The sequence below is a fragment of the Streptomyces pactum genome, from assembly GCF_002005225.1.
Classification (GTDB): Bacteria; Actinomycetota; Actinomycetes; order Streptomycetales; family Streptomycetaceae; genus Streptomyces; species Streptomyces pactum_A.
Map to the genome: position 1 here is coordinate 8,091,993 of NZ_CP019724.1, position 18,062 is coordinate 8,110,054.

Below are 18,062 nucleotides of genomic sequence, written 5' to 3' on the forward strand. Positions count from 1 at the left end.
GCCTCGTACGCCTGGGGCCACGATCTCACCCCCGACGGCGGTGGCGCCGCAACATCTGGCAGGGACGCTTCCCGCACGTCAACACGGCCGAGGACGGCCACCTGACCACCGCGCCGGTCGAGTCCTACCGCCCCGACGGCTTCGGACTGTGGAACACCGCCGGCAACGTGTGGGAACGGTGCTCCGACTGGTCCTCGCCCTCCTGCCGCTCCCGGGCGCCCGCGACGGACCCGCGCGGCCCGGAGACCGGGACCGCGCGGGTTTTGCGCGGCGGCCCCTGCCTGTGCCACGACTCCTACTGCCGGCCCGGGGCGACGGACTAACCCAGTACGCCCCGCCCCGCCGCGATGATGTCCGCCAGTTCCCCGGTCTCCTGTTCGGTGAGGGGCGTCAGCGGCGGGCGGACCGGTCCGGCCTCGACGCCCGCCAGGGTCACCCCCGCCTTCACCAGCGACACCGCGTATCCCGGCACACGTCGGCGCAGCCGGACCAGGGGGTGGAAGAAGGTCCGCTGCAGCGCGTCGACCGTCGCCCGGTCGCCCTCCTCGACGGCGCGGTGGAAGGCGAGGGAGAGGTCCGGCGCGAAGGCGAAGGCGGCGGAGGAGTACAGCTCGACGCCCAGGGCCCGGTACGCCGGTTGGCTCGCCTCCGCCGTGGGCATGCCGTTGAAGAACTGGAAGCTCTTGCCCGACGCGCTCAGTGCCTCGCGTACGGCGGGGACGATGCGTGCGACGAGGTCGAGGTCGCCGATGCCGTCCTTGAAGCCCGCGACGGTGGGCAGTCCGGCCACCTCCGCCGCCGAGCGTTCGTCGAAGCGGGCGTTCGCCCGGTTGTAGACGATCAGCGGCAGCTCGGTCTCCCGGCCGACCGCACGGGCGTAGGCGACGAGCCCTTCGGCGGGTGACTCGACCAGGTAGGGCGGCATGAGCAGCAGGCCGTCCGCGCCGGCCTCGGCCGCCGTCCGGGCGAACCGCCGGGCCAGGCCCAGCGCGCCGCCGACCCCGGCGTACACCGGGACTCCTCCGGCCGCCGCCTCGACGGCGGTACGCACGACCGCGGCGTACTCCTCGTGGTCCAGGGCGTGGAACTCGCCGGTGCCGCAGGCGACGAACACGCCGCCCGGTCCGGCGTCCACGCCCGCCTTGACGTGCTGGTGCAGTGCGCCGAGGTCGAGGTCGCCGGTGGCCGTGAAGGGGGTGACGGGGAAGAAGAGAACACCTTGGAGCACGAGTGGTTTCCTACTCTGTTGGGGAGGTGGCGGCCCGGGGTGCCGAGCCGCCCTGGCCGACGGGTCCGTGATCACCGGGGTGGACGACGTTGACGAGCGGGTCTCCGCGTCGCAGCCGGCCGATGTTGCCGGCGATCTCCGCCGCACGTGCGGCGAAGGTGTCGGTGGTGTGGCCGCAGTGGTGCGGAGTCATCAGCACGTTGGGCAGCTCGTGGAAGGGCAGCCGGCTCGGCGCCTGTGGTGGTCCGGCCCACCACACGTCCAGGGCGGCGCCGCCGATCGCTCCCGAGCGGAGCGCCTCGTAGAGCGCCTCTTCCCGGACCACCGGCCCCCGTGCCACGTTGACCAGCAGTGACTCGGGTCCCATGGCCGCCAGTTCGGCCGGACCGATCAGCCCTCGGGTGGCCGGGCTCAGGGGAACCGTGACCACCACGATGTCGGACTCGGCGAGGAGCTCGGGCAGCCGTTCGCCGCCCCCCACCCAGTCGGGCCGCAGGCCGGCGGGGACCGGAGCCGAGGGGTCGCGCCGCACGGCGCGCACCCGCAGGCCGGCCGCCTGGCACAACCGGGCGACCTCGGTGCCGGTCTCGCCGAACCCGATGATCCCCACCCGGCGGCCCGGCAGCGTCGTCCCGAGGGGCAGCCCGGGATCGACGGCGACGTTGCGCCACCGACCGGCACGCAGTGCGCGGTCGGCGCCCAGCACGTCCCGGGAGAGCATCAGGACGGACATGAGCACGTGCTCGGCGATGGAACGGCCGTGGTGGTGGGTGGTGGCGACCGTGACCCCGGGGGCGAGCGCGTCCAGCGCAATGCCGTCGTAGCCGGCGCCGACGACGTGGACGAGCCGTAGCTTCACGGCCCGTCGGGCGTCCTCGGCCCGCAGTCTCGACCCGACGTAGACCTCGACGTCGGGGAGGGCCGCGGACGTCCGCCCCGCGTCCCAGTCGCAGGCGTCCAGCCAGACGTGGCTGCCCTCCGTAGCCGCCTTGAGCCGCTCGTGGAACCGGCTGAGGATGCGGTGATCGAGCATGATGCGCACGGGCAGGTCACCACCGGGGGGTCTCGGTCGGGAACGAAGGGTCGAAACGGCGCATGTAACCGGTGTCGTCGCGGTCACGCAGTCCGCAGTCGAGGTACTGCCGGTGCAGGCGGGCGAGTGCCTCCCGGTCCAGCTCCACGCCCAGACCGGGAGCGGTGGGTACGGTGACACCGCCCCCGCTGAACCGCAGCGGCGCGGGGTCCACCACGTCCTCGTCGGGGCGCTTCCAGGGCCAGTGCGTGTCACAGGCGTAGGTCAGCCGGGGCGTCGCCGCGGCCAGGTGGGTCATCGCGGCGAGGCTGATGCCCAGGTGCGAGTTGGAGTGCATCGACAGGCCGAGCCCGAAGGTCTCGCAGATCGCGGAGAGCTGACCGCAGCGCCGCAGACCGCCCCAGAAGTGGTGGTCGGACAGCACGATGTCCACCGCGCCCCGGGCCACGGCCGGGGCGAGGTCGTCGAAGGAGACCACGCACATGTTGGTCGCCAGCGGGGTCGGACTCCGCCCGGCCACGGACGCCATGCCGTCGATGCCCGCGGTCGGGTCCTCCAGGTACTGCAGGACACCGTCCAGCTCGCGGGCGACGCGCAGGGAAGTCTCCGTACTCCAGACGGCGTTGGGGTCGAGGCGCAACGGGTGGTCCGGGAAGGCCCGCCGCAGCGCCCTGACCGCCGCGATCTCCTCGTCGGGCGGGAAGACGCCGCCCTTGAGTTTGATGGCGGAGAATCCGTACGCGTCGATCATGCGGCGGGCCTGGTCGACCAGCCCGGCCGGATCCAGGGCCGCGCCCCAGTCGTCGTCCTCCTGGCCCGGATGCCCGGCCCACTTGTAGAAGAGGTACGCGCTGTAGGGCACCGAGGGGCGCACCGCTCCGCCGAGCAGATCGCAGACCGGCCGGCCCACGAGCTTGCCCTGGATGTCCAGGCACGCGACGTCGAACGGCGCCATGACCCGGTCCGCGGTGCTGCTGCCGGTGACCATCCCGGCCATGCCGTCACCGCCCGCGGTGTCGCCACCCAGCGCCCGGGTGGTGCGGGCGATCAGGTCGTTGAGGCTCCAGACCTCCATGCCGACCAGCTCGGCGGCGGTACGGCGCAGCCGTTCCAGGTGCAGGGTGCCGCCGTAGGTCTCACCGATGCCGCTGACGCCGCTCTCCGTGGTGATCTCCACGACGGTGCGCAGCGCGTAGGGCTCGTGCACGCCGACCGAGTTGCGCAGGGGAGGGTCCCGGAAGGCCACGGGGGTCACGGTGACGTCGACGACGCGTTCGGAGGTGCCCGCCATACCTGCCATCCTCATATGTAATCGGCGTTCTCATTTGTGGACACCCAGTTGTAGGCGCGGGCGAGCGGCGGTGTCAATGGGCCGGCCGTTTCGGCACCGGGGTGAGCAGGGTGCCCTCGGACATGAACCGCTCGACGTTGCGCAGCGCCAGGTCGCCCATGGCCGCACGGGTCTCCCGCGTGGCGCTGGCGATGTGCGGGAGCAGGACCACCCGGTCAGACTCCAGCAGCGCCCGGGGCACGTTCGGCTCGTCGGCGAAGACGTCGAGCGCCGCCCCGGCGATGCGCCCCGTCCGCACCGCCGCGACCAGGGCCGGTTCGTCGACGACGCTGCCCCGTGCGACGTTGACCAGGTAGCCGCGCGGGCCGAGCGCGTCCAGCACCGCTCCCGAGACCAGGCCGCGGGTGCCCCGGCCCCCGGCGACGGTGACGACCAGCGCGTCGCAGGCCTCGGCCAGGGCTTCGGCGGTGGGCAGGTGCCGGTAGCCGGTGCCGGGCACCGGGACGCGCGTGCAGTACGAGAGGTGCGCGCCGAAGCCCTCGAGCCGGCGCCCCACGGCCCGGCCGATCCGGCCCAGGCCCAGGATGCCGACCCGTTTCCCGCTCACCCGGTCGGCGAGCGGGAAGGGGGCGGCGTCCCAGCCTCCGCCGCGCACATACCGGTCGGCGGCCGACATCCGGCGCATGACGTCGATCAGGGCGCCGACGGCGAGGTCGGCCACACAGTCGGTGAGGACGTCGGGGGTGTTGCTGACGTCGATGCCCCGGGCCCGGGCGCGGGCCACGTTTGTGGTCTCGTACCCGACACCGAAGTGCACGATCGCCCGCAGTCGCGGCAACGAATCCATCAGGGCGTCGTCCACCCCGATCCGCGCGCTCGTCACGGCCGCCACCACCTCGGGGCCGTGCTCACGCAAGTAGGCGGCCGGGTCGGGCAGTTCCGGAAGGCGCACCGTGCGGTAGCGCTCGGCCAGCGCGCTCTCCAGGGCCGGGAGCAGGGGCGACACCTGGAGCACGGTGTCCTGGGCGCGGGCGGCGGCGGGGGAATTCGGCAAGGTGAGGCTCCAGTCGTCTCGTTGGGGGATGCCGGGGGGTGCGGCGCTCGGCGGCGTCCGCACGAGAACCGGCGCGGAACCATGTCCGACCCTGCGCACGTCTTGACGCTGCCACTGAGCCGGTTTAGCTTCGGCGTTCACAGATGCAGACCGAGTGCGCAAGTGTAGACAGCCCGGGGTGGCCGGCCCCATACCCCCGGTGTTCGGAACGCGCCACATCAGCACTTCCCCGGAGACACGCGACGATGAAGTCCTCCGTTTCATCCACCCAGCGAGCCGCACCAGGGCGGCCCCGCACGACGAGCGCGATGCTGCTGGCGGGCGCCGTGCTCATGTCCAGCGGGTGCGCCGTGGCCAACAGCGCCGGCGGCGACACCGGCCGCGCCGACGGCCGCACCCTGCGGGTGGTGCTCACCCAGGAACCACCGACCCTGGAACCCTGTGAGGCATCACTGACCGGTACCGGCGTCGTCGTCCGGTCCAACATCACCGAACCACTGGTCGAACGGGACCCCACGTCCGGTGAGCTGAACCCCCTGCTGGCGACCACCTGGAAGCAGACCGCGCCGCGCACCTGGACCTTCGACATCCGCTCCGGCGTGACCTTCCAGAACGGCGCGCCCTTCACCGCGAAGGACGCCGCCTTCTCCATCGACCGGGCGGTCAACTCCGACCTCGCCTGCAACGTCGAGGGCTACGTCTTCGGCAACGACGACCTGGAGGTCGAAGCGGTGAACGACGGCCGGCTGACCGTCACCACCGAGAAACCGGACCCCATCCTGCCGCTGCGGCTGAGCTTCGTGGAGATCGTGCCCCGCACGACCGACACCGAGGCCAAGGTCCGCGTCCCGGTCGGCACCGGTCCCTACGCCGTCCGCTCCTGGCAGGCCGGAGCGGCCATCTCCCTCGACCGCTTCGACGGCTACTGGGGCGAGGCCCCCGCCTTCGCCCGGGCCCGCTACGTCTGGCGCAGCGACGCGAGCGTGCGCGCCGCCATGATCGACAAGGGCGAGGCGGAGATCGCCGTCGCGCTGGACCCGATGGAGGCGGAGAAGGACACGACGGTCGCCTACCCCAACAACGAGACGACCGCCCTGCGGCTGGACGGCCGCGAGCCTCCGCTGGACGACATCCGGGTGCGCCGCGCGATCGACTCGGCCGTGGACCGCGACGGCATCGTCGACGCCCTGCTCGGCGGTCTCGCCGAACCGGCCGGCCAACTGGTCCCGCCCGGAGTGGTGGGCCACAGCGACGGGATCGAAGCGCCCCGGCAGGACGTCGCCGAGGCCCGCGCCCTGGTGCGGGAGGCCGAGGCCGACGGTGTGCCCACCGACCGGCAGATCACCCTCGTCGCCCGCAACGGCATGTTCTCCGGGGTGTCGGAAACGGCGGAGGCCCTCCAGTACCAGATGCGGCAGATCGGACTGAACGTACGCGTCCGCATGGCCGACACCGCCACCCACCTCCAGTACCAACTGCGCCCGCTGCCCGAGGACGTCGGCCCCGTCGCCCTGCTGATCATGCACGGCAACCAGGCCGGTGACGCGGCCTTCACCACCAGTCAGTACCTGCTGAGCGACGGCCCCCAGTCCACGTTCGGCACCGAGACCCTGGACCGGCGCATCGCCGAGGCGGGCGCGTTGTCGGGTCACGAGCGGCAGCAGGCCTTCGCCGGGCTGCTCGCCGAGCAGAACGAGTCCGTCGTCCAGTACGCCCACCTCGCCCACATGAACGGACTGCTCGGCCTGTCACCGTCGATCCGCTACGAACCCGACTCCGCCACCGGGGATGAACTGCGGCTGACCGAGGTCCGCCCGGCCGAGGGGGCGAAGCACTGACATGATCCCCTTCCTGCGCAAGCGCGTGATCTCCAGCGCCGTCCCCCTGGTCTGCGTGGTCCTGGGCGTGTTCTTCCTGGCCCGGATGACCGGCGACCCCGTCGACCTCTACCTCCCGCTGAGCGCCACCGCCGAACAGCGCGCGGAGTTCTCCGCCGCGCAGGGCTTCGACCTGTCGGTCCCCGAGCAGTTGTGGAACTACCTCGTCAACGCCGCACATCTGGACTTCGGCACCTCTCTGCGGACCGGACAGTCGGCCGGCTCCATGGTGATCGACGCCTTTCCCGTCACCCTCCAACTCGCCGGCGTCACCATGCTGCTGGCGATCACCGGTGCCGTGCTGGTCGGCAGCCTCGCCGCCTACCGCCCCAACTCCCTGATCGACAGGGTCGCCAGCCTGCTGTCGATGACGGCCGCCAGCATCCCCGACTTCTGGTTCGCCATCATGGGCGTGCTGGTCTTCGGCGTGGGCCTGGGACTGCTGCCGACCTCGGGCACCCTCGGCGGCCCCGAGATATGGGTGCTGCCCGTCGCGACCCTGCTCATCCGCCCCTTCGGCGTGCTGGTCCAGGTGGTCCGCGGCAGCATGGTCACCGCCCTGTCCGCGCCCTACGTCAAGATCGCCCGGAGCAAGGGCGCCACGCCCCGGCGCGTGGTCTTCGGCCACGCCCTGCGCAACGCCGTCACCCCGGTGCTGACCGTGGCGGGCGACCTGACGGTGGGTCTGGTCAACGGTGCGGTGATCGTCGAGACGATCTTCGGCTGGCCCGGCATCGGCAAGCTCATGATCGACTCCATCCTCCAGCGCGACTTCGCGGTCCTCCAAGCGGCCGTGCTCCTGACCGCGGTGACGATCTTCGCCCTCAACATCCTGGTCGACGTCTGCCACGCGCTGACCGACCCCCGAGTACGTCAGGCGGTGCCGGCGTGAGCGAAGGAAGCACGATGACCCGAGACGAACCGCCCGTCGAGGACGAGGCCGTGGCCTCCTCCGCCCGCAACGCGCGGCCGAGCCGGTGGCGGATGCTGCGCCGGGACCGGGCCGCGGCCGTCGGCGCCGTCGTCCTCACCGCGGTCGCCCTCGTGGCCGTCCTCGGCCCGCTGTTCATCAATGACCGGGCGCAGCGGCAGGACCTGGACGCCTCACTCCGGGCACCGTCCCTGAGCGACGGCGTGTACGGACTGCTCGGCACCGACGTCCTGGGACGCAGCATGGTGGCCCGGCTGATCGAGGCGGCCGGCACGACGCTCTCCGTGGCCGTCCCGGCCGTGCTGTGCTCCCTCGCGATCGGCTCGGGCATCGGTCTGTGGGCGGGCTACCACGGAGGGCGCCGCGAGAGCGTGGCCATGCGGATCGCCGACGTGATCCTCAGCTTCCCCTCGCTGCTGATCGCGGTGGTCGTGCTCTACGTCTTCCAGCCCAGCGCGCTGAACCTGGTGCTGATCCTCGCCGTGACCCGCATCCCGGTGTACCTGCGCACCGCGCGGGCCGAGGCGGCCGAGCTGCGCAGCCGGCTGTTCGTCGACGCGGCCCGGACCTTCGGCACACCCAGCCGGATGATCATCTACCGGCACATCCTCCCGATCGCCCTGCCGACGCTCCTGACGGTCGCCACCCTCGACTTCTGCTTCGTGATGCTCACCGAGTCCTCACTGAGCTTCCTCGGCATCGGAATCCAGCCCCCGGACGTGAGCTGGGGCCTGATGGTCGCCCAGGGACGGCAGTACCTCCAGACCGCGTGGTGGATCACCGTGCTGCCGGGGCTCGCCATCGTGCTCACGACGGTGTCCGCGACGGTGCTGGCCGCCTGGGCCCGCATCGCCACCGACCCCGCCCAGCGCTGGCGCCTGACACTGCCCAGTAAGCGCCGCCCCGCCCAGGCCGCCGTACCCCCGGAGACGACCCCGTGACGACCACCACCAGCCCCGCCCCGCCCGGCGCCCCGGCCCTCGACGTCGAGGGTCTGTGCGTGGACCTGAGCACACCCACCGGCACGGTACGCGCCGTCGACGGCGTCAGCTTCAGCGTCCACCGCGGCCGCACCCTGGCCCTCCTCGGCGAGTCCGGCTGCGGCAAGTCGATGACCGCGCTGTCCGTGGTCGGACTGCTGGACCCCGCGGCGGCGGTGACCGCCGGCGCCGTCCGGGTCGCAGGAGACGACACCCTCCGCATGAGCCCGGCGGAACGCCGCAAGCTGGCCGGCCCCGTCCTGTCGATCGTCTTCCAGGACGCCCTGACCGCCCTCAACCCCGTGCAGCCGGTGGGCCGACAGATCGGCGAACCCTTCCGCATCCACCGCGGACTCTCCCGGCGCCAGGCCCGGGAGAAGGCGGTCGAGCTGATGACACGGGTGGGCATCCCCGAGCCGAGGCAGCGGGCCCGGTCCTACCCCCACCAGTTCTCCGGCGGCATGCGGCAAAGGCTGCTCATCGCCATGGCCGTCGCCCTCGCTCCCGACGTGCTCATCGCCGACGAACCCACCACCGCCCTCGACGTGACCGTCCAGGCGCAGATCATGCGGCTGCTGCGGGACCTCCAGGACGAACGGGACATGGCCGTCGTCCTGATCACCCACGACCTGGCCGTGGTCGCCCAGCGCGCCGACGACGTGGTCGTGATGTACGCCGGCACGGTCGTCGAGAACGGCCCGGTGCACGACGTCTTCTCCGCGCCCCGCCACCCCTACACCCGGGGCCTGCTCGACTCGGTACCGGAGGGCAGCGTACGCGGACGCCCGTTGCCGGCCGTCCCCGGCAGCCCGCCCGAGCTGAGCGCGGTGCCGTCCGGCTGCGTCTTCCAGGCCCGCTGCCCGCTGGTGCGCGAGCGCTGCGTCCGGGAACGGCCGGCCCTGCGTACGTCGGGCGACGGCCGTTCGGCCGCCTGCCACTTCTCCGAGGAGCTCGCCCGTGTCTGAGTCCCGCGCCACCGCCGCCACCCCCGGGCCCCGAGCGGACGGCCCCCGGGAACACGCTCCGCTGCTGGAGGTCCGGGGGGTCACCAAGACCTTCGGCGGCGGCCGGCGCCGGCTCACCGCACTGGACGGGGTGGACGTACGGGTCGGCCGCGGCCAGACCCTCGGGCTCGTCGGCGAGTCGGGCTGCGGCAAGTCCACCCTGGCCCGCGTGCTACTGGGCCTGGAGCGTCCGGACGCGGGCACCGTGCGGTTCGACGGAACCGACCCCTTCGCCCTGCGCGGCAGGGAACTGCTGGCCTGGCGCCGACGCGTGCAGATGGTCTTCCAGGACCCCTTCGCCTCGCTCAACGCGCGCATGTCGGCCGCCGACCTGATCGGCGAACCCTGGCGCACCCACCGGGACGTGGTGCCGGGCGCCAAGGCGCGGGAGAAGCGGATCCGCGAACTGCTGGACCTGGTCGGTCTGCGGGCGAGCGACGCCCACCGCTACCCCAACGAGTTCTCCGGCGGGCAGCGCCAGCGCATCGGCATCGCCCGCGCGCTGGCCCTGGACCCCGACCTCATCGTGTGCGACGAACCCGTGTCCGCCCTCGACCTGTCGGTCCAGGCGCAGGTACTCAACGTCCTCTCGGACCTGCGTACGCGCCTCGGCGTCACCTACGTGTTCATCTCCCACGACCTGTCCGTGGTCCGCTACATCTCCGACCTGGTGACGGTGATGTACCTGGGCAAGGTCGTCGAACACGGCGCCACGGAGGACGTCTTCGAACGCCCCCGGCACCCCTACACGGCGGCGCTGATGTCGGCCGCTCCCGTTCTGGACACCGGCCGCGGCGACCACCGGGAGGAGATCCGGCTCCAGGGGGAGATCCCCTCTCCTTTCGACATCCCCTCGGGGTGCCGCTTCCGCACCCGGTGCCGGCATGCCGAGGACCGGTGCGCGAGCGAGGCGCCACCGGTCGTCGGGCGGGACACGCCGGGCGGGGCCGAGCCGCACACCGCCCTGTGCCACTTTCCCCTGGACGCGGCGACGGCGTGGACGTGACCGGCCCGGAGTTCGTCCTGCTCTCGGGCACGGTCGCCGTCGGCGCGCTGCTCCAGGTCTCCATCGGCTTCGGCCTGGGCATGCTCGCCGCACCGGTCTTCTCCCTCGTGGACCCGGCCCTCGCCCCCGCGGTGGTCCTGCTGCTCGCCACCGGGGTGACGGCGACCGTCCTGGCACGCGAACACGGCCGGGCCGATCTGCGCGGCTGCGCATGGGCACTCGCCGGCCGGGTGCCGGGCGTGTCGGCGGGCGCCCTGCTGGTGGTGGCCCTCCCCGCCCGGTACCTCGCGCTCCTCATCGCCGGGGTGGTCCTGACCGGCGTCACCGTGAGCGCGGCCGGCTTCGTACCGCGGCAGCGGCGCTCCGCGGTGGTCCTGGCCGGGATGGTCTCGGGCCTGATGGGCACGGCGACGTCCATCGGAGGCCCGCCCATGGCGATGGTGTGGCAGCGGCTGGACGGACCGGAGCTGCGCGCCACGACGAGCGCGTTCTTCCTCGCCGGGTCGCTGATGAGCCTCGCCGCGCTGGCGGTGACCGGCACGGTCGGCGCATACGCGCTGCGGGGCACCGCACCGCTCGTGCCCGCCGCCGTGGCCGGGGTGCTGCTCGCCGGGCCGCTGTCCCGCCGGCTGGACGTACGACGGACACGCACGGCCGCCACGGCACTCGCGGTCGCGGGTGCCGTGGCACTGGTGGTGCGGCAGTTCGTCTGACCGTCCCCCTCAGCCACCCTGAGCCGAACGACAGGCTTCAGGTGCGCAGCAGCCGCTGGGTGAGCTCCCGGTACTGCCGCAGCGCGATCCGGAGTTCTTCGGCCTGCGGGCCGGGGTCCCCGTCCTGCCAGCTCTCGTGCAGGGCCCGGCGTCGTTCCGCGAGGGCGTTCACGAGGTGGGCGGTCGCGTCGTCGAAGGCGCCCTCCGCCTCTTCCAGCGCTTGACGCGGAGTGTCGGCGAACGTGTTGATGGCCTGGCGGAGGCGCAGGAGGACCGCCTCCCGCTCGTCCGAGGACAGGAGCGCGTCCGGCGCCGCGGAGCGGTGCTCGGGGCGGCGCGAGGGCTGGTCCGACGGCTGCTGCGCGCGCGTCTGGTCGTACATCATCGAATGCCGCTTTCCTGGGTTGCGTGGATCACCGGGGTCCCCGGAGCGGCCTGGCGCTGCGCCGTACTGGTAGTCAACGCCCGATGGCGGTGGGTGTCAACGCGGTGACTGCCGGGCGCCCGGGTCAGGGCTGGGTGAGGGACTGGGGGTAGTCGGTGATGATGCCGTCGACGCCGAGGGCGGCCATCTCGCGCATGGTGCCGGGTTCGTTGACGGTCCAGACGTTGGTGTCCATGCCGAGTTGGTGGATGCGGTCGACGAGGGCTTGGTCGGTGACGGTGTGCTGGGGGTTGACCTGGTCGGCCCAGGTGCTGAGTTCGGTGAGTTCGGTGTCGGTGGGGCGGTCGGCGTCGAGGAGGCCGATGGGGATGTGGGGGAGGTGGGTGTGGAATTGGCGGGCGTCGTCGGTCTGGAAGGACTGGACGGCGAGTTGTTCGCGGGCGAGTGCGCGGCGGAGGTAGCGGGGTTTGTTCCGGAGGTTTTCGGCGAGGTCGGTGGCGATGTCGGTGTAGTGGCCGCAGGGGCTGATTTCGGCGAGGAGTCCGGTGCGGGTGTGGTCGATGCGGGAGATGACGTGGTCGACGGTGATGAGCCGTTCGCCGGTGTGGTCGGGGTGGAACCAGGAGCCGGCGTCGAGTCGGCGTAGTTCGGTCCAGGTGAAGTCGGAGACGCGGTAGCGGGGGCGGCCGGGGTAGATCTCTTCGATGTTGGTGGTGCGTTCCATGGTGCAGTCGTGGAAGTTGACGAGTGTGCCGTCTTTGGTGCGTTGGACGTCGATCTCGACGAAGTCGGCGTGTTGGTCGATGGCGAGGTCGATGGCGGCCGCGGTGTTCTCGGGTGCCATGCCGGAGGAGCCGCGGTGTGCGATGACGTCCGGTCGGGTGTCGGTGTGGTCGTCGGCGTGCGCGGCCGTCGACGTCGCCGCCGTCAGAGCCAGACCGCTCAGCACCGCCACGACGACACCGACGCGCCTGTTGCTCGTGTGCTTCACTACAGCCTCCCGCGATCGAATGACTCCCTGGAGGCTGTCGGACGGTGGTTACGGGAAACCTGCCGCGGCCTGGCGGCTCCGGGATCAGCCGGTGGACCGGAACGGTGAACCGGATGATCCGAGGCCGAAGGGGCGATTACGCGCATCGCGCCCGTCCCTGCGCTCGGACGGGGGGGACGCGAGAGGAGGCGCCGATCAGCGCCGACGGCGATCCGGAGCGGCGACGTCCGTCACCTTCCGAGGATGCCCGCAGGCAGCAGCGACGGCGGGGACGTGGCCGGGTGGCCGCCTTCCAGCGTTGCGAGGAGACCGTTCAGGAGAGGCCCACCGGGGACACCGGCGGACGGGCCGGGCGCGGGAGCCGCCTCGGCGGCGGGAGCGGCCGCCAGGAGAGCGGTGGCCATGACGGAGGCACAGGCAAGCTTCTTGATCATGTCCGCCTTAACGAATGACGGCCCGCGGAGCAACGCCCGCCGTCAGCCGACTGGCCCAGTCGGGCTGCCGGGGCGGGCCCGTACCCCTCGCCGCGGACCTGCCCGCCGTCCACGCGGTGACGTTCGCGGCTTTCGAAGCGGTGGCCCGGTTCGGGCGCCCGAGCCGGCCGCGCTCCGCGCGAGTCGGCCCCTTGCGCGCGGCCGGCGGTATCGGGCTCCCGCTCGGCGCGACCGACGTGCTGGACCGCTTCTGCGGGAGGGGAGAGAGCCGATGACGCTCCGCCTTCCCCCGGGACTTACCCCCGGGGTAATCGACCGCTCTCCCTTCCACCGGCAGGATCGAGTGCGTCGACGGGAACCCCCGCCGGGAGCCGGCCGCAGCCGTGAGGAGAACAGCATGTCCGTCCAGACCGCCGTCACCACCACGAGGTCCGCCGGCACACCGAGTTCGGTCGCCGAGGACACCCGGGCCGTGGTGCAGGAGTTCCTTGCCGCGCGCATCGCCGGGGACACCGGCCGGCTCGTCGGCCTCTTCGCCGACGAAGTGGACTGGCTGCTCGCCGACAACCCCGCCGTTCCGTGGATCCGGTCGCGGTCCACGGCCGAGGAGTGCGCCGCACAGTTCACGGAGCTGATGGAGCACACCGTGCCCGAGGACGCGCGTGCCTCCCTCGACACCTTCCTCGTCGACGGCACCGACGCCGTCCTGATGGGACACCTTTCGGGGACCGTACGGGCGACGGGAAAGTCCTTCGAGGGCCCGTTCGCCCTCCGCCTCACCGTCGGGGACGGCCGGATCACCCGCCACCACCTCTACGAGAACAGCCTGTCCATAGCCGAGGCCTGCACCCCGTGAGAGCGCACGAGGCACTCACCGGACCGATCACGGGGGCACCGCGCCCCTGAAGCGGGCCGACCCGAACCGGGCGGGCGCCGAGCCGGCCGGCGACGGCGGAGTCGGCCCCCACGGTCCCCGGCCGCGCCACGAGGCTTAGCGGCGTGTGTACCTGGAAACGACTACTCCCGAACGGTCGTCGCAACGACGGTCGGCCGACACCGGGAGGGGTCTTTCGTGGATGTGCCCTTATACCTGAGGCCGCGGGTGGACCAGCCGCTCGCCTCACTGCTGGGGGCCGCGCCATTCCTGCACTCGCTCGCCGACGCGCTCGGCTCCCCGCTCAACGTGCTGCTCCCCGAGACCGTCGCCGCGAACGTCGAACGCTTCCGTGCCGTCTACCGCCGCCACCACCTCGCGGGGCGGGTGTACTTCGCGCACAAGGCGAACCGGTCCAGCAGCCTGGTGCGGCGGCTGGCGGCCGCGGAACCGGCCGCCGTCGGTGTCGACGTCGCCTCACTGGAAGAGCTGCGGCACGCCCTGGGCTGCGGCTTCACCGGGGACCGTGTCATGGCCACCGGTCCCAAGGACCCGGAGTTCCTGTGGCTGGCGGCACGCGTGGGCGCGACGGTGAACCTGGACTCGCTCCGGGAACTGGAACAACTCGCCGGCCTGGTGCGCGAGTACGGCCTCGGCCGGGTCGGGGTACTGCTGCGACTGTCCGGGTTCGAGTGCGCCGACCACGGGGGAGCGGGCACCCGGATGCTGTCACGCCGCAGCCGCTTCGGCACCCCGGTACGGGACGTGGAGGAGCTCCTGGCTGCCGTGGAACGGCACGCGGACGCCGTCGAACTGACCGGCCTCTCCTACCACTTGGACACCACCGGCCTCGAGGAGAAGGGCCGGGCCCTGGAGCAGTGCGTGCTGCTCATGGACAAGTGCCGGGCCCGGGGGCTGGCGCCGCGTGCCGTCGACATAGGCGGCGGATTCGGCGTCGGCTACATCGCCGACGGCGAGGAGTGGCAGCGCTGGACGACCGCGCTCAGCGAGGCGGTGCTCGGCGGCCGCCCGCCCCTGACCTGGCGCGGTCACGGCTACGGGCTGCGCAACGAGGGCGGCACGGTGCGCGGGTCCGTCGCGCTGTACCCCGGCCACCGCCCCAACGCCGGCCCCGGCTACCTCGACGAGCTCCTGTCACTGCCCGCGCCGGTGCTGGGCAGGGGGCCGGGCACCCTTCTCCTGGAGCACCTCCACGACCTCCACATCGAACCCGGCCGTTCCCTGGTCGACCAGTGCGGACTGTCGCTGGCCCGGGTGCTGGAGGTGCGGGGCACGGGCGAGGACGCGACCCCCTACCTGGTGCGCCTCGGGATGAACGCCGGGGACGTGAGCCTGGAGGAGCACGGAGTCCTCATGGACCCCGTACTGCTGCCGCGCGGCGAACCCGGGAAGGACGACGAGGGGCCGGTCGGAGTCCACCTCGTCGGCAATCTGTGCCTGGAGGCCGATCTGATCACCCGCCGCCTGGTGTTCCTCCCCAGGCTGCCACGCGCCGGCGACCTGCTGGCCTTCGTCAACACCGCCGGGTACGCGATGGACTTCCACGCCCACCACGCGCAACGGCAGCCCCTCGCGCGGACGGTGGCGGTGGAGAGGGAGGGCGGCTCCTGGCGCTGGTGCCCGGACGAGGACTACTGGCCGATCACACACCCGGGGGGAACGCCCGCATGAGGTACGACAGCATCACGGAGGCCATCGGCAACACACCGCTGGTGCGCATCGACCCCGCCGTGCACGGGCTGCGCAACATCGACCTCTACGCGAAGCTGGAGATGCTCAACCCGTTCGGCTCCGTCAAGGACCGGCCCGCCTGGCACATGGCGCGCCCCCACCTGGAGGGCGCCGCCGAGGGGGGCGGGACGGTCGTGGAGCTCTCCAGCGGGAACACGGCCAAGGCCCTCGCCCTGCTGGCCGGCCTGCACGGCCTGAGGTTCAAGAGCGTCACCAACCGGATGCGGGTACCGGAGATCAAGGAACTGCTGCTGCTCCTCGGCGCCGAGATCGAGGAGCTGCCGGGACGGAGCGAGTGCCTCGACCCGACCGACACGGACGACCCGCTGACCCACTTCCACCAGGCACTCACGGAGCCGGGAAGCACGTACCTGCACACCGACCAGTACTTCAACCCGCGCAACGTCGAGGCGCACGCGGAGGGCACCGGACCCGAGATAGTGAAGGATCTCGACGGGCGGGCACCGGACTGGTTCGTCGCCTGCGTGGGCACGGCCGGTTCGTCGACCGGCGTCGCCAGGGTGCTGCGCGAACACGACCCGGAGGTGCGGGTGCTCGGCCTGGTCGCCCACAAGTCGGACTTCATCCCCGGCATCCGTACCATCGACGAGGTCCATCAGGTCGGCCTGTTCGATCCGGCGACGTACGACACCGTCGAGTCCGTCACCTCGGGCGAGGCCATCGACGGGATGCTCACCCTCATCCGCCGCTGCGGACTGCTGACGGGACCGACCGGAGGCGCCGCCTACCAAGGAGCGGTGCGGCATCTGCGGGACGCCGACGCGGCGTTGGAGGGATCGGGGCGTCGCGAGAGCGCGGTGTTCATCGTGTGCGACCGGGCGGAGAGCTATCTGAGCTATGTGCGCGACCGCCGCCCCGAGCTGCTGGGCCGGGCGAGCCGCGGGCCCACCCTCGCGACACTCACCGACGACGAGGTGCGGGCAGGGGGCCGGTCCGCGGCCGTGAACGAGGCCCGCCACTGGATCACTGAGGGCGATCCCCGCCCGCTCGTCGTCGACCTGCGCAGCCCGCACGCCTATGCCGCCCTGCACATCGAGGGCTCGGTCAACATCGTCGACGAGCTGTTCGAGGAACTCGTCCGGGGCGGTCTCCCCTTCAGCAAGCGGACGCCCGTGCTGCTGGCCTGTCCCGTCGGCGAGAGGTCACTGCGCTACGCCGCCCTGCTGACGCGCAGGGGACACCCCGACGTGCGCAGCCTGGCCGGCGGCATCGTCGCGTGGCGGGACGCGGGCGCACCGCTGGTGCGCGAATGAGCGCGGCGCTCTGGCAGCGGGAACTGAGGGAGCAGTTCCCCATCGTCACCGCACATCCGGAGTCGGCCTACCTCGACAGCGCGGCGACGTCCCAGAAGCCGAGGGCCGTACTGGAGGCCGTCCAGACCTACCTCACGACGTCGAACGCCAACGCGGGCCGCGGCACCTACCCCTGGGCCAACCTGACCACGGAGCTGGTGGAGACGACCCGGGAGCGGGTCAAGGAGTTCCTCGGCGATCCGGAACCGGAGCGCTCCGTCGTCCACTTCACCAGCGGCACCACCGAGGGCCTGCGCACCGTCGCCCGCGACTGGCTCGTGCCCCACCTCACCGACGGCGACGAGATCCTCGTGCCGTACGCCGACCACCGGGCCAATCTGGACCCCTGGCTCGAAGCGCAGCGACTGCTGGCCGCCCGCGGTGTCCACGTACACCTGCGCGCCCTGCCCTACCAGACGGTCTCCGGCGACTACGACCACCGCGCCCTGGGCGACCTCGTCGGCCCGCGGACCCGCTTCGTGGCCGCCACGCACGTGCACCACGTCTACGGCGGCGACATGAACGTGCACCGCATCCGCGCGGCGGTCGGCCCGGACGTGCCGATCTGCCTGGACGCGGCCCAGAGCGTCGGTCATCTGCCCGTAGCCCTGGACGATCCCGCACTCGACGTCGACTTCGTGGTCTTCTCGGGGCACAAGGCGATGGCCCTGCCGGGTACGGGAGCGGTCTGGGCGCGCAACGCGCGAGGCCCCGCCTTCCGGCCGGCCGGGTGGCAGGGCACCCCCAACACGGTCGGCATCGTGTCGCTGCGCGCCGCACTCGACTGGCTCGACGCGGCCGGTCCCGACCGGATCGCCGGCTGGACGGCCGGCCTCACGACCCGGCTGACCGACCGGCTGAGGCACCTCGACGCGTACGAGATCCTCGGCTGCCCCACCAGTCTGGCCGCCGACTCCGCGCTTCCCGCGGCCCAGCGCCGCCACGGCATCGTCACCTTCCGCCACTGTGACATCCCGTCCGACGACCTCGGGTTCATCCTCTACAGCCACGGCTTCATGGTGCGGGGCGACAGCCTGTGCCAGGCCGGCGTGGGCGCGAAGGACGGATCGGTGCGCGTGAGCCTGCACGTCTACAACACGGTGGAGGAAATCGACCGACTGCTCACCGTACTGACGTCATTGGCGTGAAGGACGAGAGAAATGGCAAGTGATAACCGTTTCCACCTGTAGATTCGG

Annotated in this window: 18 protein-coding genes; 11 read left to right on the plus strand and 7 right to left on the minus strand. The window is 72.2% G+C overall.

Annotation, left to right across the window (positions count from 1 at the left end; translation table 11 throughout):
* The first annotated feature begins 11 nt into the window (after positions 1-11).
* On the plus strand, positions 12-323 hold the full coding sequence (locus B1H29_RS35060; protein ID WP_409350929.1) for a formylglycine-generating enzyme family protein: 312 nt from the start codon (positions 12-14) through the stop codon (positions 321-323).
* Here B1H29_RS35060 and B1H29_RS35065 read toward each other — a convergent pair.
* The 4 genes from B1H29_RS35065 to B1H29_RS35080 form a co-directional block, all read right to left on the minus strand.
* Positions 320-1,228 carry a 5-dehydro-4-deoxyglucarate dehydratase gene (locus tag B1H29_RS35065; RefSeq protein WP_055420127.1) on the minus strand — a complete coding sequence of 303 codons (909 nt, stop codon included), beginning with the start codon at positions 1,226-1,228 and terminating at the stop codon, positions 320-322. The genes B1H29_RS35060 and B1H29_RS35065 overlap by 4 nt on opposite strands.
* Positions 1,229-1,238: 10 nt before the next feature.
* Positions 1,239-2,261, minus strand: coding sequence for a 2-hydroxyacid dehydrogenase (locus tag B1H29_RS35070; RefSeq protein ID WP_234393144.1), 1,023 nt, complete (start codon positions 2,259-2,261; stop codon positions 1,239-1,241).
* Between the two features lie 16 nt (positions 2,262-2,277).
* Positions 2,278-3,561 (minus strand): glucarate dehydratase family protein, encoded by a 1,284-nt coding sequence (locus B1H29_RS35075; protein ID WP_234393114.1) that lies wholly within the window; start codon positions 3,559-3,561, stop codon positions 2,278-2,280.
* Between the two features lie 64 nt (positions 3,562-3,625).
* The gene (locus B1H29_RS35080) at positions 3,626-4,606 is read right to left on the minus strand and encodes a 2-hydroxyacid dehydrogenase (RefSeq protein WP_055420125.1); all 981 of its coding nucleotides are present in this window, start codon (positions 4,604-4,606) and stop codon (positions 3,626-3,628) included.
* 308 nt (positions 4,607-4,914) lie between these two features.
* On the opposite strand from B1H29_RS35080, the gene B1H29_RS35085 reads away from it, so the two are divergent.
* Genes B1H29_RS35085 through B1H29_RS35110 form a run of 6 tightly spaced genes read left to right on the plus strand, consistent with a single transcriptional unit; the run spans position 4,915 to position 11,117 of the window.
* On the plus strand, positions 4,915-6,444 hold the full coding sequence (locus B1H29_RS35085; protein WP_055420124.1) for an ABC transporter substrate-binding protein: 1,530 nt from the start codon (positions 4,915-4,917) through the stop codon (positions 6,442-6,444).
* A 1-nt stretch (position 6,445) separates the two neighbouring features.
* Positions 6,446-7,375 (plus strand): ABC transporter permease, encoded by a 930-nt coding sequence (locus B1H29_RS35090; RefSeq protein ID WP_055420123.1) that lies wholly within the window; start codon positions 6,446-6,448, stop codon positions 7,373-7,375.
* A 14-nt stretch (positions 7,376-7,389) separates the two neighbouring features.
* Entirely contained in the window at positions 7,390-8,355 is a 966-nt protein-coding gene (locus B1H29_RS35095) for an ABC transporter permease (RefSeq protein WP_055420122.1), read from the plus strand.
* Positions 8,352-9,359 carry an ABC transporter ATP-binding protein gene (locus B1H29_RS35100; protein ID WP_055420121.1) on the plus strand — a complete coding sequence of 336 codons (1,008 nt, stop codon included), beginning with the start codon at positions 8,352-8,354 and terminating at the stop codon, positions 9,357-9,359. The genes B1H29_RS35095 and B1H29_RS35100 overlap by 4 nt, the downstream gene beginning before the upstream one ends.
* Positions 9,352-10,404 carry an ABC transporter ATP-binding protein gene (locus B1H29_RS35105; protein ID WP_079160639.1) on the plus strand — a complete coding sequence of 351 codons (1,053 nt, stop codon included), beginning with the start codon at positions 9,352-9,354 and terminating at the stop codon, positions 10,402-10,404. The genes B1H29_RS35100 and B1H29_RS35105 overlap by 8 nt, the downstream gene beginning before the upstream one ends.
* Positions 10,395-11,117, plus strand: coding sequence for a sulfite exporter TauE/SafE family protein (locus B1H29_RS35110; RefSeq protein WP_234393113.1), 723 nt, complete (start codon positions 10,395-10,397; stop codon positions 11,115-11,117). Before B1H29_RS35105 ends, B1H29_RS35110 begins: the two co-directional genes overlap by 10 nt.
* A 37-nt stretch (positions 11,118-11,154) precedes the next feature.
* Here B1H29_RS35110 and B1H29_RS35115 read toward each other — a convergent pair whose 3' ends face one another.
* From B1H29_RS35115 to B1H29_RS35125, 3 genes are all read right to left on the minus strand, one after another.
* Positions 11,155-11,499 carry a hypothetical protein gene (locus B1H29_RS35115; protein WP_079160927.1) on the minus strand — a complete coding sequence of 115 codons (345 nt, stop codon included), beginning with the start codon at positions 11,497-11,499 and terminating at the stop codon, positions 11,155-11,157.
* 127 nt (positions 11,500-11,626) lie between these two features.
* On the minus strand, positions 11,627-12,493 hold the full coding sequence (locus tag B1H29_RS35120) for a glycerophosphodiester phosphodiesterase (protein ID WP_079160640.1): 867 nt from the start codon (positions 12,491-12,493) through the stop codon (positions 11,627-11,629).
* A gap of 230 nt (positions 12,494-12,723) precedes the next feature.
* On the minus strand, positions 12,724-12,927 hold the full coding sequence (locus B1H29_RS35125; protein WP_079160641.1) for a hypothetical protein: 204 nt from the start codon (positions 12,925-12,927) through the stop codon (positions 12,724-12,726).
* Between the two features lie 397 nt (positions 12,928-13,324).
* Here B1H29_RS35125 and B1H29_RS35135 point away from each other — a divergent pair, with 397 nt between their 5' ends.
* The 4 genes from B1H29_RS35135 (at position 13,325) to B1H29_RS35150 (ending at position 18,014) form a co-directional block, all read left to right on the plus strand.
* The gene (locus B1H29_RS35135; RefSeq protein WP_055422380.1) at positions 13,325-13,783 is read left to right on the plus strand and encodes a nuclear transport factor 2 family protein; all 459 of its coding nucleotides are present in this window, start codon (positions 13,325-13,327) and stop codon (positions 13,781-13,783) included.
* A 216-nt stretch (positions 13,784-13,999) separates the two neighbouring features.
* A complete protein-coding gene (locus B1H29_RS35140) occupies positions 14,000-15,493 on the plus strand; it encodes a Y4yA family PLP-dependent enzyme (RefSeq protein ID WP_055422381.1) in 1,494 nt (497 codons plus the stop codon).
* Positions 15,490-16,827, plus strand: coding sequence for a pyridoxal-phosphate dependent enzyme (locus tag B1H29_RS35145; RefSeq protein ID WP_055422382.1), 1,338 nt, complete (start codon positions 15,490-15,492; stop codon positions 16,825-16,827). Before B1H29_RS35140 ends, B1H29_RS35145 begins: the two co-directional genes overlap by 4 nt.
* Positions 16,824-18,014 (plus strand): aminotransferase class V-fold PLP-dependent enzyme, encoded by a 1,191-nt coding sequence (locus tag B1H29_RS35150; protein ID WP_055422383.1) that lies wholly within the window; start codon positions 16,824-16,826, stop codon positions 18,012-18,014. The genes B1H29_RS35145 and B1H29_RS35150 overlap by 4 nt, the downstream gene beginning before the upstream one ends.
* Positions 18,015-18,062: the final 48 nt, after the last annotated feature.